The following is a 24056-nucleotide window of genomic DNA, read 5'->3' on the forward strand; positions in this document are numbered from 1 at the left end:
CCCCTTTTATTCAAAATTGATTTACTTACTTATCTTGCTGCTGATACGTCGATTCGCCGCTCTTTTAAAGCGTTATGAAATCTTTTTGCAAACTGGACAGCTTTCGGGTTATCGCCATGCACACAAATGGTATTAGGCTGCAGGCGATTTATTTCCCCTTCAAAGGTACCCCTTGCTCGATTATAGTCTTCGACAGCCATGATGTAAAGAGCGTCATGCGGTTACCTGTGCTGCTGAGCTCCCGTCTTTCTGGATCTTTAAATGCCTCTTATCTCTTATTTGATGCAGTTTTCATTCTCAGGATTGATTAGAAGATCCGTGCATCAAGTCGATCGACACTATGGATCGTATCCTGCATCATTATTGCTGATCATCTACATATAGCCGACAGAAGGCCCCCTTTCCATTTCAATGGCTGTGAGCTTTCATAACTACCAAATAGTGGTATAATTAAACAAAGACTATAGAAAGAAGGAGTTAAAATGGAAGGATTTAATCTCAGCTCAATGATACAAGGTTCATTAGGCAACCACTCAGAAAAATCTCCTGAAGAACTGACGAAGGAATACTCAGATTATCTCTTTGACGGAGAAAAAATCATGATGGGCTATCGTCTTGTCCGTGACGATCTCGTCTTTACAACGCTTCGTATCCTTTTTATTGACAAACAAGGTGCAACAGGTAAAAAAGTCTCATTCAAATCCATCTTTATCGATTCTATTATTAATGTAGAAATGGAAACTGCCGGTACTGGTTTTGATGACAGTGGAGTGACCATCACTTATCTGGAAAATGCTTATCAGAAGTCCAATAACGAGCGTCTAGCTGAACAGACTTTTGAATTTCCGAAGAAAACAGATATTGCCCCACTTTACCGAACACTGGGGAATGTCAGCGTTAAAAACCGCGAACGCATCAACAATTGATCTAATAACAAGATGATTTTTTCGTCAAAATCAGATATTTTCGGTAAACAGTTCCTTTAAACTGGATGCGTCTCTTTAATGCGCGATTCAGTTTGAGGGACTGTTTTTCTGGATTACTGTATAGCTAGATTTCTTTAACCGTTAACGATGCTTACAAAACAGCAATTCATATGTTTTGACAGATACATAGATTTATGTGAAGTTAAGGGCAGTCAGATTAAAAGGAAGGAGAATAATCGATGGCAGCTCAGAATAATAACCAAGGCAATTATTTCGATCAAAGAGCCGGAACAGATAGCGCACATTTCCATGTCGTGACGGGTGACGATTCCCGTTGGGAAGTCAAAAAAGAAGGCGAACGGGAAGCTATTTTTGAAACAGATGATAAAGAAGAAGCGATAGAAGAAGCAAGGAAAAGAGCAGAAGAAGCTGAATCAAAAGTGATCGTACATGGTCAGGATGGTCAAATCGAAGACCAGATCGATTTTGACCAGTAATAACGAAAAAAGAAGAGAAGTGCCGGTTAAATGGCACTTCTCTTCTTTTTGTATTGTATGGAGTTGAGGGGAGTCGAACCCCTGTCCAGACATATCGACACTCAAGTATCTACGTTCATAGTTCTACTATTTGAAAGTTCGCTCAGCATCAGCCGTAAAACAGGCATCATGCGTCGCTAGTCTGATGATCTCTTCTTAGTCTTGCAGACGGAAAGACTAAGCGTATCCCACTTATTATAGGACCCGATACCGAGCACATGGGCGATGCCGGTCGGATCACACTAAGCTGTTATTACGCAGCTAAAGCGTAGTTGTTGTTATTGTTGTTTGCAGTTATATTTAACTGTGACGTTGGTACGCAGTCTCGTCACCTGCGGAACGCAACCCAAGCTCAATCTATGCCTGTCGAATCCGTAACAACCCCGACATATTAGATAGAGTCTGGCTTGACTCTGTAATTATTATAGCACATCTATCTGAAAAAGAAAAGTGCGTTCGCTTATTTTTAGTAAGTTGTTTGCTTTATCAAAGTTTACATTTTGCTTGAAATGGTGATATCAAACTCTTTTCCAAACTTTTAGTCCCTATTTTCTATAAAAAGATTCAAAAACCTGCATCCGGGTTATCCGCGGTGCAGGTTTCGATTTTTTATTTAATTATTTATGAATTCGACGCAGACGGAATACCTAGGATATCTTCTTTCGCGTGAATCAAATCAGTGACCTTCTGACAGTATGGGGCTTCAACGCCGAATCGTTTAGATGCTTCGGCCACAGCGCCATTTAAAAAATCTATCTCTGTCGGTCTGTTATTTGCGAGATCCTGGTGCATCGAAGGATAGTGAGCACCTACTTTGTCTGCCAAATTTTTCAGGTAAGTGATCGTCTCTTCGACGTCCAGTTTGATGTCATCCTGAAGTCTGGCTACTGTTGCAAACTCTGTAACGATCCCTGACAGCATGGAGTCGATCGTTGAAGTTGAGAATACTTTTTCGATCGTTGTGTCAAGTAAGGCACACAAGGCATTCATCGTCCCATTCACACATGCTTTACGCCATGTCGTATAGTTGACATTGTCACTATAGACGCCATTCAAGCCACTTCTCTGGAGCATATCCACAATGACCAAGGCACCCTCTTTTTCACTTGGGTCGCTATTTTGAAGTTCTACTGGGCCTTGTCCATTAAAATGTGTGATTCCCGGAGCATCGATTCCGGCCGTCCAAACGGTGGTACCCATTATGATATTCTTTTTATCTACATAGTGTTCCAGTGTTTTCAAGTGTCCTAATCCATTCAGAAGACAGATGACTTTAGTATCTGCACCAATGATGTGATCGATACTTTCCATCATTGGTTTTAGTCCCATTGATTTTGTGAAGACAAAAATGGCATCCATTTCTTCATTCAGTTCATGCGGCTTGCACATGTTCATTTTCAGATTATCTTCTTTGCCATTAACTGTTATCGTTAAACCATTTTCTGAAACAACTTGAATGTGGTCTGCCCAATTGTCTAATAAGGTGACCTCTTCACCACTTTTTTGCAAGTGGTAACCAAATCCACATCCGAGTGCACCTGATCCTGCGATTGCTATTTTCATAAATCTAATCCCCTTTTATACTAGTTTGCTGCTGGTACGAATTTGAAAATTTCGTGTTCGTAAATTTTCAGCATCTTGTTTAATAATACATCAACAAGCACCGCACCGCCAAATGGAATAACAAAGTAAGCCATGATTACCGTCCAGAGTGCAGATCCCATATTAATTGCTTGGATCGGTCCAACTAGCCCAACGATACCGAATCCAGCCGTTTGGGGTAAGCCGTGGATGCTGAATAAATAAGCCCCGACGCCTGCAAAAATAGCATTAATCACAATAGGCACGACAATTCTAGGATGTCTGACGAGGTTTGGCATCATCATTTTCATTGCTCCCAATAAAATGGCCAGTGTTGTTCCTTTTTCATTGACGCGTTTAGATCCGACTACCAGGACGGCTGTACATGCTGTGATCCCCACAGCGGCCGCTCCGGCACCTAAACCTGAAATTCCGATCGCGATACCTATAGCAACTGTAGAAATCGGTGAAATGATAATGATTGAAAATGCTACTGAAATGAGTACGGCCATTAATAAAGGCTGCAGCTGAGTGAAGGTGTTGATGCCGTTACCGATTGTAGTAGTGACTAAACTGACATAAGGTAGAGTCAATAAGCCGATCGTACCGATCCCACCGCCGACGATGATTGGAAGAAGAATCAGATTCAGCGATCCTAACTTGCCTTCTAAATAGCGTGTGACCAAGACGGCCAGTCCTGAAATCAGCATGACGTTGACCAGATCACCGATGCCGACCAAAGTAATACCCGCGTCAGTCACGGCATAGGCACCGGAGCCTAAAAACGTTCCTGCACCGATAATGACACTTTGCATAGCGTTCAGCTTGAACTGCATGCCTACAAGAACACCGATAATAGCCGGTGTTAGAAATTGCATGGTGCCCACAACTAATGCCAGTGTTTCAAAGATAGTGCCATACGGTATGAGTGCTTTAAAAATTCCTCCTAATATAGCATTAGCGATCAGCCCGATGACGATTCCGCTTGCCGTTCCGGCGAGCACTTTATTTACATAATCTTTAAACGTATATTGCTCTCTAGTTAACATTGTTTTTCCCCTTATCTAAAGCAATTATGCTTGTTATTTTTTATTACAAGCTCATTTTATCACAATATTTGTTTGGTTTTCAGAAAATTACATGAAAATGTAATAACATTAATTTAATAATTGTTACTATGTAATTCCTTTCAATAAAATATACCTAAAGGATGAACATATATAAAAAAACTCTTGTTCCAATGTCCAGGCTTCTCTGATTTACAGATCACCTGAACAGGGTACAAGAGTTCATAAAGTGTCTCTATTCTTTTTATTCGGCATCTTTAAAATGCGACACATCATTATAGCGTTCCAGATGGAAGAGACCGTCCTGATATTTGGCAACAGAGACACTCGCATTCAACAGACTTCTCGAATCATCGATGTCGGGTATAAGGTTCTGAAGAATATAGCGGATCGTTCCCCCATGGGCCACCAGCAGAATTTTTTCTCCGGTATCCCGGTGACGATCGATCAGTTTTAACAGGCCTTTTTCTACCCGTGACCAGAACATCATGAAATCTTCCGCATGTTTATCAGGATCGATGGCTCTAAAGGCATCCATTCGTTCAGGTACATCTGTGTTTCTGAACATTTCCTTCTTCGTTTCATAACCCAGATAGTCTCTCACTTTGTCGTAAGCCTCGGATCCGTACATACCTTCCATCGAACCAAAAAAAACTTCTCTAAATTCCGGCATCTGAATCATATTCATCGTTTCGATCTGGCCGTTCTCTTCTAAGATAATCTGCGCTGTCTCCTGTGTTCGGGACAAGTCACTCGTATAGACGGCATTGAACTTCACATCTTTTAATCCTCGACCGCAGCGTCTGACATCTTCTTTCCCGTGATCCGTCAGTGGAGCATTACACCAGCCTTGCATGCGCCCATAATAGTTCATATATGTTTCGCCATGCCGGACAAAATATATCGTGACACCCTTTTTAGCCATACTTTTCCTCTCCTTCACTCATCTTCTTCTTTCATTCTAACAAATTACCGGAGGTTTAGCGATAATATAGCCAGTCTAAAACGTATGCAATTTTTGAAACGTACACCCTGTTTCACTTAGTCGATACAGAAAAAACGTTATGAGCTCCAGCCCATAACGTTTTTTCTTATTAATAGTTCTCTTTTACTGCCCGTCTCAATTGACGGTCCTGATCACGGCGCTTGATCGTTTCCCGCTTGTCATACTGTTTCTTCCCTTTGGCCAGGCCGATCAATACTTTGGCAAAGCCATTCTTGATATACACTTTTAAAGGAATCAGCGTAACGCCGCCCTGTTTCACTTCTCCGACAAGTTTATCGATCTGTTTTTTCTTCATGAGCAGTTTTCGTGTTCTCACTGGATCATGATTGAACTGATTTCCCTTGTCGAAGGGAGCAATATGCACATTATATAACCAAATTTCGCCGTCACGAATGCCCGCATACCCATCTTTGAGGTTGATCCGACCGGCACGGATCGATTTGATCTCTGTTCCCTGCAGGACGATACCGGCCTCGACAGTATCAAGGATAGAATACTCATACCGTGCTTTTCTATTCTGGGCAATCAGCTTACCTTCTCCTTTTGGCATAAAACTCCTCCTCTTCTTTATTTTTTAGGTTTTTTCGTTTTGCGACGTCCTTTAGGTCCCTTTTTACCTTTAGGTCCTTTTTTGCCGTCATCTTTCTTAGATTTTCCTTTTCTGAAACGTTGCTTCTTGTCGCCTTTGCCTTTTTTGCGTGCTTTACGCGCTTTTCTTTCTTTTTTTTCATGCTCACGCTTGGCTTTCGCTTCTTCGTCTTCAACTAGTTCAAAGTCGATTTCATAGGTTTCCTTGTCTGCTTTTGTGACAACGACTTCCACCGACTGGCCGATCCGGAAGACATTCCCTGTACGCTGACCGATGAGCAGCAGTTCACGTTCGTTGAATTCGTAGTAGTCATCGTTCATGTTTGAAATGTGGACAAGTCCTTCGACGGAGTTAGGAAGCTGGACGAACAGGCCGAAGTTGGTAACGGATGTGACCACGCCTTCGAATTTCTCACCGATTTTCGTGGACATGTATTCCGCTTTCTTCATTTCGTCTGTTTCCCGTTCCGCATCCACTGCGCGGCGTTCGGTCATGGAACTGCGCTCGGCGATTTCCGGCAGTTTGGCATTCCATCGACTTTTCGCCTTCTGACCTTTGCCCACTTCATCATAATAGTGGATCAGGCGATGCAGGATCAAGTCCGGATAACGTCTGATCGGTGAAGTAAAGTGAGAGTAATACTCAGCAGCCAGACCATAGTGACCTATCGGTACGACATCGTATTTCGCCTGCTGCATGGATCGGAGCAAGAGCATACTGATGACGCCTTCTTCCGGTGTGCCATCTACTTTATCCAGAATGTTCTGAAGTTTTTTAGGGCTGATAGAATCTTTCAGACCTTTGACATTGATGCCAAAACCGCTGACGAATTCAATGAATCGCTGCATTTTGCCTTCATCCGGCTTATCATGCACACGGTATAAGATCGGCAGGTCCTGTTTGGCATAATGTTCAGAAACCGTTTCGTTCGCTGACAGCATAAAGGACTCGATCAGACGCTCGCCTACTCCGCGTTCACGCAAGAGTATATCCACAGGAAAACCAGTCGGGTCGACCTGGATCTTCGCTTCGCGTGTGTCAAAGTCGATGGATCCGCGTCTCACCCGTTTTTCCTCAAGGATATTGTGCAGTGTTTCCATTTCTTTGAGCATTGGAACGATTTCATTGTACTCTTCTTTGCGTTCCTGATCATCTTCTTCAAGTATGTCGTTCACAGCCTGATAGGTCATGCGGTAATGGTTATTGATCACACTTGGAGAGATCGTATAGTCCAGGACTTCACCAGACTGATCGATTTCCATCTCACAGCTCAGTGTCAGACGGTCGACATCCGGATGCAGCGAGCAGATGCCATTGGACAGGCGCTGCGGCAGCATCGGAACCACGCGGTCCGTCAAATACACACTTGTGCCGCGTTCAAAGGCCTCCTCGTCCATCGCGCTGTCTTCAGTGACATAATGGCTGACATCGGCGATATGGACGCCTAAATAGTAGTTGCCGTTTTCCAGTCGTTTCACCTGGATCGCATCATCCAAGTCTTTGGCGTCTGCACCGTCGATCGTGATGATGACTTCGTCGCGCAGATCTTTACGACCTTTAAGGTCATCTTCGGAAATGGTATCCGGTACCTCTTCCGCTTCATCTGTGACAGCTTTAGGAAATTCGCTTGGGATACCGTACTTATGAACGACCGTCAAAATCTCGATGCCGGGTTCGTCTTTATGACCAAGCGTTTTCGTCACGATCCCCCTCAGATGATTGGTTTCGCCGTCATGGGCAAAGTCGGTGACTTCGACTTGAACAATGCTGCCGTCGACCGGACGGATACCCTTTGTCTCGATTTCAATGATGAGATCCAGCATTTTCTGATTTTTAGGTTTAACATAACCATAGAGTTCTTTTTCTTTTACTTCTTCATCATTATAGGGATGAAATTCACCAAAGACATGCTCGGTCCCGCGCTCAACGATATCAATAACTTCTCCGGCCGGTCCTTTGTCTTTATGCGGCAAGGCTTCCTGCGTGACTTTAACTTTGACGATATCCCCGTTTAAGGCAGATTTCGTCGCATTCGGCGGGATAAAGATATCCTGTTCATACTCTTCAATGGTAACAAACCCGAATCCCCGGTCAGTCCCGCTGAAGCGCCCAGTCATGGCCGTTGAACCTTCTTTTAATTTAAATTTCCCGTTCTGTAAAAGAACGACCTTGTCTTCTCTTTCCAGTTCAGCAATTGCTTTCACCAGTTTCTTGAAGTCCTTAGCACCGGAACGGTTCAGCCCTTCGCTGATTTCGTTCACCTCCAGCGCCTCTTCGTTCTGTTCTTTCATATATGCGATGATATTCTTTTTCAATTCTTTACGTTTCTTTTCTTCTTTTAAATCCTTGTCTTTCTCTTTACTCATTTGTCTCCTCCATTCCAGTCAAGTGTTGATAAGAACGTCAGGACATGAGTCTGCAGTTCTTTCCCTACTTTTCCGGTTGTAATAACGTGTTCGCCATCCTCATACAGATTGATGGATACTTCAGCCTGACTCAATGATTCTCTAAATATACGGGCAGTATCCGGTTCGATCAGTTCGTCGTTTTCACCTTGTCCGATAAAAACTTTCTTCTCAAGGGTCGGATACTTTTCTTCCATAGCTGAAACATGTTCTTTTAAGTCTTCAAACATTTCTTTCAATTCGATTTCTGCCTTGGTCATCAGCCCGGCAAGCTCTTCACGGTCATAGCCTTCTTCCCGTTTAACGTTTTTGTACCATGGAAGAAAGCTGTCGGTAACATGGTTATCGTATTGCGTGACGACCGGTGCCGAGAATGTTCCTCCGCCGATAACGGCTTTTTCATTCAGTAATAAATGCGTGGCCACCACACCGCCCAGTGACAAGCCAAAGACCGCGATTTCATCATACCCTTTGTTTCTTAAAAAGGCGACGGCGTCTTCTCCGTCTTTCATCCAGTCTTCGATCGAATAATCGAAGAGATCATCCAGATCGCCTGTCCCGTGCCCGGATAAAACCGGCGCATACACTGTATAGTCGGCGCGTTCTAAAGCTCTGCCCAAGCTGAGTACATCTTTGGGTGTACTTGTAAAGGCATGAAACAATAGCACGGCTCGTTTGCCATTTTCATAAAATAATGATTGATTATTCATAAAAAAATCCTCCTTCAGACTCTCTTCCATTTTACCTTAAATTGTGACAATTTTATACCGAAACACAAGTTAGGGTATATATCCCTTTACCAAACTCATTCAGGCAGAACGCTGTTATTGTCTGTTGGTTTCATTGGTTCGATCTTCGACCAGCTCATGAATTATTTAAATATGATCCAACCGATGCTGGACCCATGTCAGCAGATCCACAGCGATTTACATTTCAGCTTGCCTGTGTAGCTTCTACATCGACGTACTCAGCTTCATCCTCTTTTGAGTGATGTCATTGTCGTCCGCATTCGACGTACTCACAGGCATTTTCCTCTGAGTAATGCTAATGGCGCTCTCATTCGACGTGCTCAGCTTCATTTTACTTTGAGTAATGCCATTGACGTCCGCATTTGACGTACTCACAGGCATTTTCCTTTGGGTAATGCTAATGGCGCTCTCATTCGACGTGCTCACAGACTTTTTCCTTTGAGCGATGCCATTGATGCCTGCATTCGACGTACTCACAGGCATTTTCCTTTGAGTAATGCTAATGGCGCTCTCATTCGACGTGCTCAGCTTCATTTTCCTTTGGGTAATGCCATTGATACCCGCATTCGACGTACTCACAGGCATTTTCCTTTGGGTAATGCCATTGGCGTCCGCATTTGACGTACTCAGACATACTTTTGCCCGAGCAGTACGAATAGCATCCTCATTAGATATACTCGCTGACATTCGCATTCGAGTAGTACTAATGTTGAGCCGATTTGATTTAATCTTTTTTAAACATAGATGATTACGCTGTACCTCGTTCAACCTTCTATGCCTTGCATAAAAAAGTACTCTTGTTTTCTTTACTTCAGAAGCTTTCGCTCGTGTAAGTTAAAGATAACAAGAGTACTAGATAATCATTCGTTGACTAAAATAATTGGCTTAAAGTAAATGCTAAACCGAAAAAGAGTATGAGACTCACTACGGTCGTTTTGATCAGAACGGCTTCAAATCCGCGTGCTTTCTGTTTTCCGAACAGCTGACTGGCACCGCCCATGAAAGCATTGGATGCACTTTGTGTTTTTGTTGGCTGCATCGCGATAACAATAATAATGAATACTGATAGAATAAGCATGATTGTAAGTAATATATCGTACATTAAAACGTAACCTCCTTCTGACAATTCTCCTACGTTATAATATAGCACACGTAGCGTGAGTTTTCCACCCATTATTCATTTATTTCAAAGGGGATGAAAATATTAAATGGTTTCCTTTCCTGCTTGTCTTCCTCTTCTTCAAGAAAAGCCATGTGCGTGGACAAGCGATAGGTGCCTTCATCAATATCACTGGACTCCGTCGATAGCCAGAAGATAAACTCAGCCGTTTCCCCTGGAGAAATCTGGACAGTCCGATCGATTTGATCGATCGCATTATTATCGAGTGTTTTCCATTCCTTATCTACCCACTTTTGAACAAAATAAAACTCACTCACTTCAATCGTCTGTTCCGAGTGATTATCCACAATATAAAACATCTCATCTATTTCTTCACTTGAATACGATTCTCGTTCAAAATAACTCGCTATCTGATTATTCAGGTCGTCACCTTGGCCCATGTGAATATCCTCTGGCAGGGTGACTGCCGTATTGATTCGTGCTGTTTGACATCCCGATAAAAACAAACCGATCAGACTCAGGATGAAGAGAAACAAGGTGCTCTGAAAAGAATTTCTGTTCATACGGTTCCCCCTCCTTCAGGTTTACTTGTTCAACCAGAAAACAGCGCCTATTTGGTATTCTTCTTCCTCATTATCTGCTGCATCCAAGAGCGCATAGTCCAGCTTCAGCCTGTACCTTCCACTGTCTAAAGGCTGGTCAAAATGATCAGTGAAAAGAGAATATGTAAGCTTTTCTTCTCTTTGTAACGCGTATGGATAATCTTTAACGTAATAATCGATGGTATCTATCTCCGTCCACCCCTCATCGTAATACTCGACGGTCAAACTGAAATCAGTATTCAGCTCATTAACCGTTCCATTCTTTAGCTGCAGTTTGGGAACGCCCAGATCAAGATCTGTCTTGTTGAAACGGTTAGTATCCTGAAAGGAAAAAATGATGGTCTCTTCGACTATGTCTTTGTCAGTAATCCTATTATGAGGCACAGGTTCATCGGACATTCCATTGAAGCCTACAATCAGCATGATGCTCGCGAAGAAAAGAATCGATTTGATCATATCATCACCTCTTATTCAACTCTTGATAGTATGTATTTGTAATTCTTGTACACTAAAATCTTATCACAGTTGTAAGCGCATTTATACACTTTATTAAGAATAAATTTTTGGAGTGGATTTTTAATTGGTTATTTGACAAAAAAACAGACCGCACTACTTTATGTAGCACGGCCTGTTCTGTTTGATCGATCGAGATTACTTGTCAGCTAAGTTATAGAAAGCTTGTAAACCTTCGTATACTGCCAAGTCGCCTAGTTGATGTTCGATTCTTAGTAACTGGTTGTATTTAGCAATACGGTCTGTACGGCTTAATGAACCTGTTTTGATTTGTCCGGCATTCAATGCAACAGCGATGTCAGAGATCGTTGAATCTTCTGTTTCACCAGAACGGTGAGAAACAACGGCTGTATAGCCAGCTTTTTTAGCCATTTCGATCGCATTGAATGTTTCTGTCAATGTACCGATCTGGTTAACTTTGATCAGAATTGAGTTGCCTACGCCGTTTTTGATTCCACGGTCAAGGATCTCAGTGTTTGTTACGAACAGGTCATCTCCAACTAATTGAACTCTGTCGCCTAAGCGATCTGTCAACAGTTTGAAACCGTCCCAGTCGTTTTCGTCCATACCATCTTCAATAGAAATGATTGGGTATTTGTTGACTAATTCTTCAAGGTAGTCTACTTGCTGTTCAGCGTTGCGTTTTGCACCGTTTTCGCCTTCGAATTTAGCGTAGTTGTATACGCCGTCTTCGTAGAATTCAGAAGCAGCACAGTCAAATCCAAGGTAAACATCTTTACCAGGTTCAAGACCGACTTTTTTGATGGCTTCAAGAATTGTTTCTACGCCGTCTTCAGTTCCTTTGAAGCGAGGAGCAAATCCACCTTCGTCACCAACTGAAGTTTCTAGACCGCGGTCTTTCAGGATTGCTTTAAGTGCGTGGAAGATTTCAGCACCCCAGCGCAGAGCTTCTTTAAATGTTGGTGCGCCAACTGGTAAGATCATGAACTCCTGGAATGCGATAGGTGCATCTGAGTGTGATCCGCCATTGATGATGTTCATCATTGGTGTTGGCAGTACTTTTGTGTTTGTTCCGCCAAGGTAACGGTATAATGGAAGATCAAGGTAGTCGGCAGCTGCACGTGCAACAGCGATAGATACGCCTAAGATCGCATTTGCGCCTAATTTACCTTTGTTTGGTGTACCGTCCAGGTCGATCAACGCTTTGTCGATACCCATCTGGTCGCGAACGTCCATGCCGATAACAGCGTCAGCAATCGTGTTGTTGACGTTGTCAACAGCTTTCGTTACGCCTTTACCTAAATAACGGTCTTTGTCGCCGTCACGCAGTTCTACGGCTTCGTGTTCACCAGTAGAAGCACCTGAAGGAACCATACCGCGCCCGAAAGCACCTGATTCTGTATAAACTTCAACTTCGATCGTTGGGTTACCACGTGAGTCTAAAACTTCGCGTGCAATTACGTCTGTAATAAATGGCATTGATAATTCTCTCCTTTGTTTGTCCTGTACCCGACTCAACGCCGGGTATCAGGTGGTGTAGTTTTATTTTACTTGTTCTTTTTTCAAAAAACAATTTAAAATCATTCAATTAGTCTTTCTGGATCAAGCTTTCGCCTGTCATTTCTTCTGGTTTTTCAATGCCCAGAAGATCGAGCATTGTTGGCGCTACGTCAGCGAGTTTTCCATCGCCGCGCAGAGTGACACCTTTTTTCGTCACGATGACAGGAACAGGCACCGTTGTATGGGCTGTGTGTGGCTCCCCTTCAGGTGTCAGTTCAGTATCCGCATTGCCGTGATCGGCAAAGATGATCGCTGTTCCGCCTTTTTCATGGATCAGATCCACAAAGCGGCCCAAGTTTTCATCAACGGCTTCGATCGCTTTGATCGTTGGTTCAAGCATGCCTGAGTGTCCAACCATATCCGGGTTAGCGTAGTTCAGGATAATCGCATCATGTTTGTCATTCTTGACGTCTTCCAGCAAGGCATCTGTGACTTCATACGCACTCATTTCCGGCTTCAAGTCATAGGTCTCTACTTGAGGTGACGGAATAAGGATACGGTTTTCGCCAGGGAACTCATCGTTCGTTCCCCCGTTCATGAAGAAGGTCACGTGCGGGTATTTTTCAGTTTCAGCAATACGCAGCTGTGTCTTATCGTTGTCCGCTAAAACTTGACCCAAAACGTTTTTCAGGAAGACCGGCGGGAACATGACTTCTGCATCCATGTCCGCTGTATATTGAGTGAACGTGACGAACTTGACGTTTTCAGGTCTGTCGCCTCTGTCGAATTCATCAAAGTCGTCTTCAGTCAGTGCGCGAGACAACTCGATCGCACGGTCTGGGCGGAAGTTGAAGAAGATGACCGCATCATTGTCTTTGACCGTTGCAACGGGTTTCCCGTCTTTTTCGATCACGACAGGTTCAACGAACTCATCCATTTTTTCATTGTCATAGCTGTCTTTCATAGCCTGAACAGGATCCGTTGCTTTGTTTCCTTCACCGTGGAAGATCGCATCGTAAGCTTTTTTGATGCGTGGCCAGCGGTTGTCACGGTCCATTGCATAGAAACGACCGGAGATCGTTGCGATTTCGCCAACGCCAAGATCTTTAACGATGTCCTGCAGTTCTTCGATGAAGCGGACACCTGAATCAGGCGCCACGTCACGGCCGTCAGTAAAGGCATGGATATAAACGTTGTCTACCCCTTTATCTTTGGCAGCTTCAACGAGAGCAGTCAGATGACGCTGGTGACTGTGCACGCCGCCGTCTGATACAAGACCAAACAGATGCAGCGCAGAATCATTATCGTTCACATGATCGATCGCGTTGTTCAATGCTTCGTTGGATTCGAATTCATTGTCTTCGATCGCTTTGTCGATGCGCGTGATGCTCTGATAAACCACGCGGCCGGCACCAATGTTGGTATGACCGACTTCTGAGTTGCCCATCTGACCTTCAGGCAAACCGACAGCTAAGCCGGAAGCCAGCATGGTGTTGTGCGGGTACTCATTCCAGTATCGATCGAAATTCGGCTTGTTTGCTTGAGCTACGGCATTACCGTATTCTTCTTCACGCCATCCGAATCCGTCCAGAATGATGATTGCTACGGGTGCTTTACTCATTTATTCAGCCGCCTCCAGTAATTGTAAGAACGAGTCTGCTTCAAGGCTTGCTCCCCCGACTAATGCGCCATCGATATCTGACTGTGACATCAATTCTTTGATGTTTGCCGGTTTAACTGACCCACCGTACTGGATACGGACAGCATCCGCTACATCTTGTGAATAAACATCGGCAACAGTCTGACGAACGACTGAGATCGTATTGTTGGCATCTTCAGCTGTTGCTGTTTTGCCTGTACCGATCGCCCAGATTGGTTCGTAAGCGATGACTAGAGATTTCACTTGATCTGCTGATAAACCTTCTAAAGCAGCTTTGACTTGTCCAGCTACTAAGTCGTTTGTTTGTCCAGCTTCTTTTTGTTCAAGTGTTTCCCCCACACAGATGATCGGCAGCATGCCGTTTCTGAAAATAGCGTGCGCTTTTTTGTTGACCATTTCATCTGTTTCATGGAAGATTTCACGACGCTCAGAGTGTCCGATGATCACGTACTCGACACCTATGCCTGCGAGTGCTTTAGGACTGTTTTCTCCAGTAAAGGCACCTTCGTCTTCGTAGAAGCTGTTCTGTGCTGCGATTTTTAAATCTGAATCTGCAGTCAAGTCAACCAAGCTTTGAAGGTAGATACTTGGTGCACCGATAACAGCATCGACTTTATCGTTAGAAGGAATTTTTCCTTTAACATCGTCGATAAACTGAGCAGCTTCCACGGAGGTTTTATTCATTTTCCAGTTTCCTGCAATAATAGGTTTACGCATTCTTTTATCCCTCTTTCGTAGTTTGTTCCGTTATTATGTTCATGATCAATCGATTGAAGATCCAAATGTCCAGGATCCCCAATGCAATTGACCTGGCTTGCTTTTCTAAATGAAACCACAGTCGCTTTGCTCCTCTGGTACTGTGATTCTACGCATTAAAATGCTGGTATCACAGCAATTTTTCATGAGAATCAAACCAGCTTGTATTGCTTTTTTTATTTGTCCAGCAATCCAAGCCTGATTCCGGATGAAAATAGATAAATATAGCCATTGCGCAGTATGCAAGCTGACGCATACACTCAACTAGATTGCTAAAGCAATCAGTTTCCTAGCAATTCAGGCTAAATTTCCTAATTTTCACAGGAATCAAACCGGGCTTGTATTGCTTTTCTTATTTATCAGAGATCGCTGCGATTCCTGGAAGTTCTTTACCTTCAAGGTATTCAAGTGATGCGCCGCCACCTGTTGAGATGTGGCTGAAGTCATCTTCGAAACCTAACTGCTGTGCTGCTGTGGCTGAGTCGCCGCCGCCAATGATCGTTGTTGCATCATCTAAGTTAGCTAGAGCTTCACAGACCTTGATCGTTCCTTGAGCGAAGTTGTCCATTTCGAAAACGCCCATAGGACCGTTCCAGACCACAGTTTTTGCGCCCTTCAATTCGTTCTCAAAAAGCTCCACAGTTTTCGGTCCGATATCCAGACCCATTTTACCTTCAGGAATGTTTTCGCCAACGACTTCAGTCGGAACATCATTAGAAAATTCAGAAGCAACAACTGAATCAACAGGTAAAACAAGCTTGTCGCCGGCCTTGTCCATCAATTCTTTAGCCAAGTCAACTTTATCTTCTTCAAGTAAAGAATTACCGATGTCTTTACCTAATGCCTTGTAGAAGGTATAGGTCATTCCGCCACCAACTAAAACTTTGTCAGCTTTAGCGATCAGGTTTTCGATAACGCCGATTTTATCTGAAACTTTCGCTCCACCTAAGATAGCAACGAAAGGACGTTTCGGTTCGTCAACGGCGCCACCGATGAAGTTGATTTCTTTTTCAACTAAGAATCCAGCAGCAGATTCAACGTTTGAAGCGATCCCTACATTTGAAGCATGTGAACGGTGCGCTGTACCGAAGGCATCATTGACGAACACATCGCCTAAGCTTGCCCAGTATTTACCTAATTCAGGGTCGTTTTTGCTTTCTTTTTTACCATCGACATCTTCGAAACGTGTGTTTTCAAACATCATGATTTCGCCGTCGTTCAAATTGTTCACAGCACTTTCAAGCTCTTCGCCGCGTGTTTCCGCAACGAAGGTCACATCTTTGCCTAATAACTCGCTTAAACGTTCAGAAACAGGTTTCATTGACAAGCCTGCTTTATCATCTTCCGTTTTCACGCGTCCCAGGTGAGAAAACACGATCGCTTTTCCGCCTTGGTCCAGAATATATTCCAAAGTTGGTAAAGCAGCCTGGATGCGGTTGTCGTTCGTGATCTTACCGTCTTTCATCGGTACGTTGAAGTCAGCACGGACTAATACTTTTTTGCCTTTAAGATCGAGGTCTTTTACAGTTTTCTTTGCCATAAGTCGAATCATTCCTTTCGAATTTGAAAGTTTCTTTATAATATAAATTTTAGATTTTCACAAAAAAAGGGGGAAGCGCGATCCCCTCTATTTGATTGAACATGTTCGATTGACTGCTTTCGCATTAATCTGTCTGTTCTCTTAAATAGTAGAGTAGTTGCTCCCCCGCTTTATTTATTTCTGTTTGGTTGAATGTTTTAGAATGCTGTGTCGCTGGTTATTATTTGTTAGCGAAGTATTCTAAAGTACGAACCATGTTACCAGTGAAACCGTACTCGTTGTCGTACCAAGCGACAGTCTTGACTAACTGGCCGTTTTTACCGTCTTGGATTTTAGTTTGAGTCGCATCGAAGATCGATCCAGCAGGCACACCGATGATGTCTGAAGATACGATTTCGTCTTCATTGTAAAGGTATGCGTCTGAAGAAGCTTTTTTCATTGCTTCGTTAACTTCTTCTGCTGTTACTTCTTTGTTCAATACAGAATATAATTCAACCATTGAACCAGTGATCGTTGGAACACGTACAGCAGTTCCGTCAACTTTACCGTCAACTGCAGGAATAACTTTACCTACGGCTTTAGCAGCACCAGTTGAAGCTGGGATTGCGTTTGCTGCACCGGCACGGCTCTTACGTCCGCCTGGTGAGTCTTGCAGGCTCTGAGTTGAAGTATAAGCGTGGATCGTGCTCATCAATCCGTGGTCAAGACCAAATTCGTTGTTTAATACGTTGACCATAGGTGCCAAGCAGTTTGTTGTACATGAAGCAGCTGAAACGATTGTGTCGTCTGAACTGATTTCTTCATGGTTAACACCGAATACGATCGTTTTAAGGTCGCCTTTGGCTGGAGCTGAGATAAGAACGCGTTTAGCTCCTGCATCCAGGTGAGCTTGAGAAGCTTCTTTAGATACGTAGAATCCAGTTGATTCAAGAACGATATCGATACCTAAGTCGCCCCAAGGAAGGTTACGTGCGTCTTTTTCAGAATAAGCTTTGATTTCATTACCTTTGATTACTAATGAATCACCTTTAGCTTCTACATCGCCTTGGAAAGTACCTTGAGCTGTATCGTATTTGAATAGATAAGCCAAGTCTTCATTACTTGTCAAGTCGTTGACTGCAACGACTTCTAAATCTGATCCACTTTCTAAAATACGACGAAGTGCTAAACGTCCAATACGTCCAAAACCATTGATTGCTACTTTTACTGACATAATCTAATTTCCTCCTTGGAAATAAAAAATATTTTTTATTTTAAAGGGTTTCCCCCGTTTAAAATCTCATTTGCGGCTGCTTCATCCGTCACTAACCATGTGTGCGGAGGAGCAGTTTTCATGTGTGCTTCAATTGCCTTGGCTTTCTTTTTACCACCGGCAACAGCAATGACATGCGGGATACTTGGCAGTTTCGAGGACTGCAGTCCGATTCGAGACAATTTATAAACGATCTCGCCGTTCAGATTGATGAACTCGCCAAATGCTTCGGCTACTGCTTCGGAATTTTCGAGTTCAGTCAACGTTTCTTCGTTCATTCCTCTTCGTTCTGCCATATCGATGGCATTACCTATACTGTACAAAACAACAGAGGCATTTTCAACTAATTCGAGCGTCTCTTTGATTTCAGGTTCTTCAAGCAGCAGCGAATAGGTTTCGCTTCTGACATGTTCCGGCGCATACAACGCACGGCTTTTGCCGCCCGTACGCTTTGCCATATTTTCAGCAATCACGTTGGCCTGTATGTCTACCGATTCACCGAGTCCGCCCCTTGCCGGTACAAACATCAAATCACGGTTCGATCCGATCTGCTCATCCATCGCTTCTGCAACTCGGACCATTGTTGTTCCACCCATGACAGCTATTGTACTCGCACCTTCAGGAAGCAGAAAATCCAGCACTTCTGTAGCCGCTCGTGCCATGTCGCCGGCACTGGACAGATCTGCATCGGCATTACCGATGACAATAGTACAGTGATGAATACCCAGTTTGTTCGCCAGTTTTGCTTCTTTCTCCTGCGACTGAACATGCTGTCCCATAAGTTTGTCCAATTGATGAAACACGGTAATACCGGTCGGCGTGCATTCCATTCCCTGAGAAGAAGATTTGATCAAGCCCTGACTGCGCAGGACTTCCACTTCTTTTCTCAAGACACGTTCAGTGAACCCCAGGCGATTCGCTAATGCGCGACGGCCAATGGGGCCAACTTTCTGTATCTGATTCAGAATGTAATAGCGCTGCTTCAGTATATGCAGTGTTCCTGGTGCAACTTTTTCGATTACCGACAGCATACGTGTACGAACACCTTTCCCTGAAATCACTTATTAAACTCGAATGTGATACTCTTACTTGTCTTGCATACATTCAAAGTATAACAGCAAGCGGGTCAGAATTCAACCCATCAAACCAAAATGATGGGACTTTTTTCGTCCTGTCAGCCGCTTGGCTTCACGCCTGATAAGCCAATTCCGTCTTGATCCGTTTATCTAAATCTTCTTCAGATATGCTTTCATCAAAAACAGTGTCATGGATGACGATCGTAGGAACTGAAGTGATATGCGCTTTTTTAGTTTCTTCTATTATGTTTTCAGTGTGTTCCTTATTATTCTGTTCTACAGCATGTCGCTTCTCTTTTGCATAATCAGCGATGTCATCTTCGGACAAGCTGCCCCATTCGTCTAAATGAGCAAAGTAGAAGGTGATATCCTCTTTAGCTTTAGCCGGATCGCTGTGGTCCAAAAAGCGATGCAGCACATTCCCCTTCCTCAGACCTGGCGAATCTTTGTCAAAGTGCTTGATGATCCGCTGCACTTTGTTTTCTTTCACATAAGAATCTAGTATAGGAAGGGATTCCTCCCACCATTGTCTGGAATACGGACACCTTAAGTTGATGAACTCGACAATTTTCACAGGTGCTTTGTCGTTTCCAATAAGCAGACCTCCTTTTGTTGTCACTTCTTCAGTTTTAATCGCTGACGTATCCAATCCCTTATCAAACTCCTTTCACTAATTCTCCACTTTCTTAAGTATACTCCGGGGATAAATCGATGACCAGTAAAACGATTTATAGAAGAAATGATAAACTGTATAGAAATGCAAAAACGACCCCCTCGAATGAGCAGGTCGCTGTCGATGATATTATTTTGTTAAGTCCGCAGATGTATCCATGATCTCATCCACTAAACCATATTCTTTTGCTTCATCAGCGGTCATGAAGAAGTCACGGTCTGTGTCGCGTTCAATGACTTCCATAGACTGTCCTGTACGTTCGACCAGGATACGGTTCAAGCGATCTCTGGTTCTCAGGATATGTTTAGCTGCAATTTCAATTTCCGTTGCCTGACCCTGCGCGCCACCCAATGGCTGGTGAATCATGATTTCAGAATTCGGCAAAGCAAAACGCTTGCCTTTCACACCGGCTGCAAGCAGGAAACTTCCCATTGAAGCGGCAAGTCCGATAGCGATCGTCTGAACGTCTGCTTTAATGAAGTTCATCGTATCAAAGATAGCCAGTCCAGCTGTGACGCTACCGCCTGGGGAATTGATGTAAAGATAGATATCTTTCTCGGGATCTTGTGCGTCCAGGAATAACAGCTGGGCAATGACTGAGTTCGCCACTTGATCGTCGATCGGTCCGCCGAGCATGATGATGCGGTCTTTTAACAGACGTGAATAAATGTCATACGCACGCTCACCACGCGGGGATTGTTCAATAACTGTAGGTACTAAATTCATGTAACTTCCTCCTTAAAATGCTTTCTAAATAAGTGTAGCATAAATGGTATTTTTAATGAATCTAAAATGATTATACCCTATTGGTCAAAGAAGGTCAAATACGTGCTGCTGATCGCCTGAAAATATTCGACACTGTTTCCACTTCAGATAAAAAGAAAGATGACGATGAGTCATATCCTTTTAGTTGGTCATAACAATAGCAGTAAAAACCTCATCTGACAGTCCTCAAACTCATCCCGCCAGTTCGCCCAAGACGACTTCCACGACCCTTTGTTCTTTGCGCTCGATCATATATTGCCGGATGTGAGGATCAATGTTCAAGCGCTGGAGCTCGATATCATCCCCATCAGTCTTTCCCATACCGACAGTGTTCAGGACACGGTGATACGCTTCTCCAAGCAGTTGTTTCGTGTCGGTCGTCCATTGAGCGACTGTCTCGTTTTCTTTTGCCTTCTTTTCAATGAACGCTGACGTTTCCTTTTTGCTCAGATGCCAGTCCAGCACCAGAAATTTATCCCAGACCACTTCCCGCATCCATTCAAACAGCAGCTGATCTTTTTTCAGCAGGGCATAAAAGAGGATAGCTTTGCTCGTCTCGGCATCTGTCACTAAAAACTGATTGAACAAATATACGTCCATTTGCTCCAGACGTTTTTGGATCTCATTGAAAAAGCGCACCGTCCGGTCCTGGCTGTGCAGCTGGAAACGATTTTCTTCAAGCAGTGTTTCCAGGATAGCCTCAAAAGTTTTTCCCTCATGCAGAAGTCCGGCGACGATCAGTGTTTCTTCATATAGAAATCCCCGAGTATTTAAAGTTGTCAGATAAGTGTTTTCAGTCACGGTTCTTCCGCCTTCCTGTTATTTTTTCCACGTTCAGTTTATCATTTATCGTTCACTGGCACATATTTCTTGCAGGCTCGCCTTCTGGGTCAAACTGAAAAAAACAGCTCAGGACACAAGGTTCCAAGAACTGTTTTTCAAGTGGTCGATGCCAACTGAAGGAGACAGTTTATATCAGAAGAAGTCATGCAGCTCAGGGACACCTTGAGGTAAAAGATCCTGCAGGGCTTGCGCTGATTCTTTGGATCCCGACAGCGAGCCTTCAAACTGCAGTTCTTCAGCTGTTTTGAACTGCATGAACAGCTGGGTCCATGTCTGGATACTGGCTTTGAGAAAACGGGAGTCATCTTCAGGTTTTTCTGAGACTGTAATGCTGACTTCCTGTCCGGCAAGAGAGAGCTTGAACAGTTTGTTGTTCCATTCTGCTGTATCATCAGTGACTTCCAGCCAGAAATCCTGATTCTTTTCTGAATCGAAAGGAAACTGTTTCAGGAAGTTCTCCATATCGACGATACGGGCCATCATGTAGGACGTTATTTTCTGATCCAGGTCTGCTTCATGAAACAAATGGGTCAGCCGCTGATCAGAACGACCGGTGTAGCTGAATGCCTCGGATCTCGAAGCGTGCGTGCCGATAAAATCCCAGAGTGCCTTTTCAGCCGTCCCTGTCAAAGCATTCAATTCATTGATCTGAAAATCGTTCCGATTTTCTCCAGTGAAGTCATACAGGACGTATCCTTGAGGACATCCTTCATCATCCCGAAAAAGGGCGAGTCGTTTCTTGTCCGGAGACATGATCCGCTTTTCCCATACCCAGTCATGTCTTTTAAGTGGACCTATGGCTTGTTTCATCTTCTGGTGATAAATACTTTTCACCGCTTCTTTCTCATCCTCCCATAATACACGGTCGACACGCTGTTCAGGGGCCTCGAACGAGCCGAATGCACCAGATTCGATTTTGTACCGGCGTCTTTCAAACGCTATCTCGTATCCGAATTTACGATAGAATTTGTAGGAAAATGGAGCCAGATAAGAAATCAATATACCGTTATCTTTCATTTCTCTCAGCGCTGTTTCTAAAAGGCTACGGACTGAACCTTGTCCTCTTACCTCTGGGTAACTGGTCACGTTCCCTATTCCGCCCATTTTAAACATGCTGCCGTGATAATACACCTCAAACGGATAGACGATCAGCGAGCTGGTCAGCTTATCCTCTGAAAAAGCACCATAAGCTGAGCCATAGTCAAATTCATGACGCATTCTCTTCTGGGCCTCTTCTGTATCTTCAAATTGGAAGGCATAAACATTTAATCGATAAACATCTTCCAAATCCTGTTGTGACAATTTTCTGATCGTCGTCATATTTTTCTCCTTCGCATGGCTGTTTGTCTTCATTATAACCTTTTTTACAGCTTTTTTTTAGTTTTATAGAAAAAAGGTTTCCATCCAGCGGTGCGTGGACGAAAACCCTTTTGTCGTTACTTGTTATCTGTTTAGTCGTTGCTTAGATCTTCACCATTGGTCTCAATGACTTTCTTGTACCAGTGGAAGGATTTTTTCGGTGTACGCTCCAACGTACCGTTTCCTTTATTGTCACGGTCGACGTAAATAAAGCCGTAGCGCTTCTTCATCTCACCTGTCCCCGCACTGACCAGATCGATACAGCCCCATGAGGTATAGCCCATCAGATCGACACCGTCCAGTTCGACAGCCTCTTTCATGGCTTTTATGTGTGACGCCAGATAATCGATACGGTAGTCGTCTTCGACATACCCATTTTCGTCGGGTTTATCGATTGCGCCTAAGCCGTTTTCCACGATAAAGAGAGGTTTCTGATAACGGTCATAGATGTCGTTCATCGTGATGCGCAGGCCTAAGGGATCGATCTGCCAGCCCCATTCGCTCGCTTCCAGATAAGGATTTTTAACCGAGGCAAAGATATTGCCTTCTGTCTTTTCATTAACTTCAGGATCTCCGGAAGCTACACGACTTGAATAGTAGGAGAATGAGATAAAGTCGACCGTGTGTTCTTTCAGCAGTTCTCTGTCGCCTTCTTCAAAAGGAATCTCTATGCCTTCCCGTTCCAGTTCTTTCAAAGCATATGCCGGATATTCGCCGCGCGACTGCACGTCGATGAAGAAGTAGTTTTGTCTGTCAGCCTGCTGGGCAGCCAGGACATCGATCGGGCGCGGAGAGTTGGGATAATTTTTCCCTGCTGCCAGCATACATCCGACCTGGTTTTTCGGATCCACTTCATGCGCGATTTTTGTTGCCATTGCACTTGCCACCAGTTCATGGTGAGCAGCACGGTATAGCACTTCTTTTTTATTTTCGCCTTCTTCAAAGACGATGCCTGCGCCCATGAATGGTGCGTGAAGGATGATATTGATTTCATTAAAGGTCAGCCAGTATTTGACCAGGCCTTTGTAACGCGTAAAGAGTGTACGGGTCAAGTTTTCATAAAAGTCCAACATTTTCCGGTTGCGCCAGCCGCCGTACTCTTTGATCAGATGCATCGGACAGTCAAAGTGTGTGATCGTAACGAGTGGCTCGATGCCATACTTGTGACATTCTTTGAATAAGTCCTCATAAAATTTCAGTCCTGCTTCATTGGGTTCCTTTTCATCCCCTTTTGGAAAAATGCGCGTCCAGGCAATCGACAGACGGTAGGTCTTGAAACCCATTTCGCCAAACAAGGCGATATCTTCTTTGTATCGGTTATAGTGATCGATGGCTTCTTTGGCCGGATAGAAATGTTCATCATCGAAATCAAGATGCTTTTTCTCTCCTGATATAATAGCTCGACGATCCTCTCCGACCGGAGCCACATCGACATTGGCCAGTCCTCTTCCGTCCTGATCATAGCCACCTTCAAGCTGATTGGCGGCGGTAGCTCCGCCCCATAAAAAATCTTTTCTAAGTCCCATTCGTTCTCCTCCTGTAATAAAAGCTTTGATTTCTTTTTCTCTTCTCTTTCA

24 protein-coding genes and 1 other RNA gene are annotated in these 24056 nt (G+C 43.8%); 2 read left to right on the forward strand and 23 right to left on the reverse strand.

Annotation, left to right across the window (positions count from 1 at the left end; translation table 11 throughout):
• Positions 1–29 precede the first annotated feature (29 nt).
• A complete protein-coding gene (locus BM049_RS12200) occupies positions 30–200 on the reverse strand; it encodes a LamB/YcsF family protein (protein ID WP_091529825.1) in 171 nt (56 codons plus the stop codon).
• Positions 201–482: 282 nt separating this feature from the next.
• On the opposite strand from BM049_RS12200, the gene BM049_RS06875 reads away from it, so the two are divergent.
• Positions 483–926, forward strand: a complete 444-nt coding sequence (locus BM049_RS06875) for a PH domain-containing protein (protein ID WP_091529828.1) — start codon at positions 483–485, stop codon at positions 924–926.
• A gap of 239 nt (positions 927–1165) precedes the next feature.
• Complete coding sequence (locus tag BM049_RS06880) at positions 1166–1423, forward strand: DUF2188 domain-containing protein (RefSeq protein ID WP_091529830.1); 258 nt, start codon at positions 1166–1168, stop codon at positions 1421–1423.
• Positions 1424–1478: 55 nt separating this feature from the next.
• Here BM049_RS06880 and ssrA read toward each other — a convergent pair.
• From ssrA to BM049_RS06990, 22 genes are all read right to left on the reverse strand, one after another.
• Positions 1479–1847, reverse strand: a transfer-messenger RNA (tmRNA) gene (ssrA, locus tag BM049_RS06885).
• Between the two features lie 236 nt (positions 1848–2083).
• A complete protein-coding gene (locus tag BM049_RS06890; protein WP_091529832.1) occupies positions 2084–3025 on the reverse strand; it encodes a 2-dehydropantoate 2-reductase in 942 nt (313 codons plus the stop codon).
• Between the two features lie 20 nt (positions 3026–3045).
• Complete coding sequence (locus BM049_RS06895; protein ID WP_091529835.1) at positions 3046–4092, reverse strand: PTS sugar transporter subunit IIC; 1047 nt, start codon at positions 4090–4092, stop codon at positions 3046–3048.
• Between the two features lie 262 nt (positions 4093–4354).
• Positions 4355–5035 carry a histidine phosphatase family protein gene (locus BM049_RS06900; RefSeq protein WP_091529836.1) on the reverse strand — a complete coding sequence of 227 codons (681 nt, stop codon included), beginning with the start codon at positions 5033–5035 and terminating at the stop codon, positions 4355–4357.
• Between the two features lie 169 nt (positions 5036–5204).
• Positions 5205–5666: an SsrA-binding protein SmpB gene (gene smpB / locus BM049_RS06905; protein WP_091486563.1), complete on the reverse strand. Its 462-nt coding sequence runs from the start codon at positions 5664–5666 to the stop codon at positions 5205–5207.
• 17 nt (positions 5667–5683) lie between these two features.
• Complete coding sequence (gene rnr / locus BM049_RS06910) at positions 5684–8071, reverse strand: ribonuclease R (protein ID WP_091529838.1); 2388 nt, start codon at positions 8069–8071, stop codon at positions 5684–5686.
• Complete coding sequence (locus BM049_RS06915; protein ID WP_177188626.1) at positions 8068–8820, reverse strand: alpha/beta hydrolase; 753 nt, start codon at positions 8818–8820, stop codon at positions 8068–8070. Before BM049_RS06915 ends, rnr begins: the two co-directional genes overlap by 4 nt.
• A gap of 243 nt (positions 8821–9063) precedes the next feature.
• A complete protein-coding gene (locus tag BM049_RS06920; RefSeq protein WP_091529841.1) occupies positions 9064–9438 on the reverse strand; it encodes a hypothetical protein in 375 nt (124 codons plus the stop codon).
• 292 nt (positions 9439–9730) lie between these two features.
• The gene (gene secG / locus BM049_RS06925) at positions 9731–9961 is read right to left on the reverse strand and encodes a preprotein translocase subunit SecG (protein WP_091486574.1); all 231 of its coding nucleotides are present in this window, start codon (positions 9959–9961) and stop codon (positions 9731–9733) included.
• A 71-nt stretch (positions 9962–10032) separates the two neighbouring features.
• Positions 10033–10542 carry a cofactor assembly of complex C subunit B gene (locus tag BM049_RS06930; RefSeq protein ID WP_091529843.1) on the reverse strand — a complete coding sequence of 170 codons (510 nt, stop codon included), beginning with the start codon at positions 10540–10542 and terminating at the stop codon, positions 10033–10035.
• 21 nt (positions 10543–10563) lie between these two features.
• Positions 10564–11037, reverse strand: a complete 474-nt coding sequence (locus BM049_RS06935) for an immunoglobulin-like domain-containing protein (protein ID WP_091529844.1) — start codon at positions 11035–11037, stop codon at positions 10564–10566.
• 195 nt (positions 11038–11232) lie between these two features.
• Positions 11233–12534, reverse strand: coding sequence for a phosphopyruvate hydratase (eno, locus tag BM049_RS06940; protein ID WP_091529846.1), 1302 nt, complete (start codon positions 12532–12534; stop codon positions 11233–11235).
• 109 nt (positions 12535–12643) lie between these two features.
• Entirely contained in the window at positions 12644–14176 is a 1533-nt protein-coding gene (gpmI, locus tag BM049_RS06945) for a 2,3-bisphosphoglycerate-independent phosphoglycerate mutase (protein WP_091529848.1), read from the reverse strand.
• Complete coding sequence (tpiA, locus tag BM049_RS06950; RefSeq protein ID WP_091529850.1) at positions 14177–14932, reverse strand: triose-phosphate isomerase; 756 nt, start codon at positions 14930–14932, stop codon at positions 14177–14179.
• A 391-nt stretch (positions 14933–15323) separates the two neighbouring features.
• Positions 15324–16511 (reverse strand): phosphoglycerate kinase, encoded by a 1188-nt coding sequence (locus BM049_RS06955; protein ID WP_091529852.1) that lies wholly within the window; start codon positions 16509–16511, stop codon positions 15324–15326.
• 220 nt (positions 16512–16731) lie between these two features.
• Positions 16732–17724, reverse strand: a complete 993-nt coding sequence (gene gap, locus BM049_RS06960) for a type I glyceraldehyde-3-phosphate dehydrogenase (protein WP_091529854.1) — start codon at positions 17722–17724, stop codon at positions 16732–16734.
• A gap of 35 nt (positions 17725–17759) precedes the next feature.
• A complete protein-coding gene (locus tag BM049_RS06965) occupies positions 17760–18794 on the reverse strand; it encodes a sugar-binding transcriptional regulator (RefSeq protein WP_091529855.1) in 1035 nt (344 codons plus the stop codon).
• 157 nt (positions 18795–18951) lie between these two features.
• Positions 18952–19488 carry a thioredoxin domain-containing protein gene (locus tag BM049_RS06970; protein WP_091529857.1) on the reverse strand — a complete coding sequence of 179 codons (537 nt, stop codon included), beginning with the start codon at positions 19486–19488 and terminating at the stop codon, positions 18952–18954.
• A 153-nt stretch (positions 19489–19641) separates the two neighbouring features.
• Positions 19642–20238, reverse strand: coding sequence for an ATP-dependent Clp endopeptidase proteolytic subunit ClpP (gene clpP / locus BM049_RS06975; RefSeq protein ID WP_091529859.1), 597 nt, complete (start codon positions 20236–20238; stop codon positions 19642–19644).
• A gap of 231 nt (positions 20239–20469) precedes the next feature.
• Positions 20470–21078, reverse strand: a complete 609-nt coding sequence (locus tag BM049_RS06980) for a DUF1819 family protein (protein WP_091529860.1) — start codon at positions 21076–21078, stop codon at positions 20470–20472.
• 174 nt (positions 21079–21252) lie between these two features.
• Complete coding sequence (locus BM049_RS06985; RefSeq protein WP_177188627.1) at positions 21253–22440, reverse strand: GNAT family N-acetyltransferase; 1188 nt, start codon at positions 22438–22440, stop codon at positions 21253–21255.
• 131 nt (positions 22441–22571) lie between these two features.
• Positions 22572–24005: a 6-phospho-beta-glucosidase gene (locus tag BM049_RS06990; RefSeq protein ID WP_091529864.1), complete on the reverse strand. Its 1434-nt coding sequence runs from the start codon at positions 24003–24005 to the stop codon at positions 22572–22574.
• Positions 24006–24056: the final 51 nt, after the last annotated feature.

The sequence above is a fragment of the Alkalibacterium subtropicum genome (assembly GCF_900112455.1).
In the GTDB taxonomy this organism is placed as follows: Bacteria; Bacillota; Bacilli; order Lactobacillales; family Carnobacteriaceae_A; genus Alkalibacterium; species Alkalibacterium subtropicum.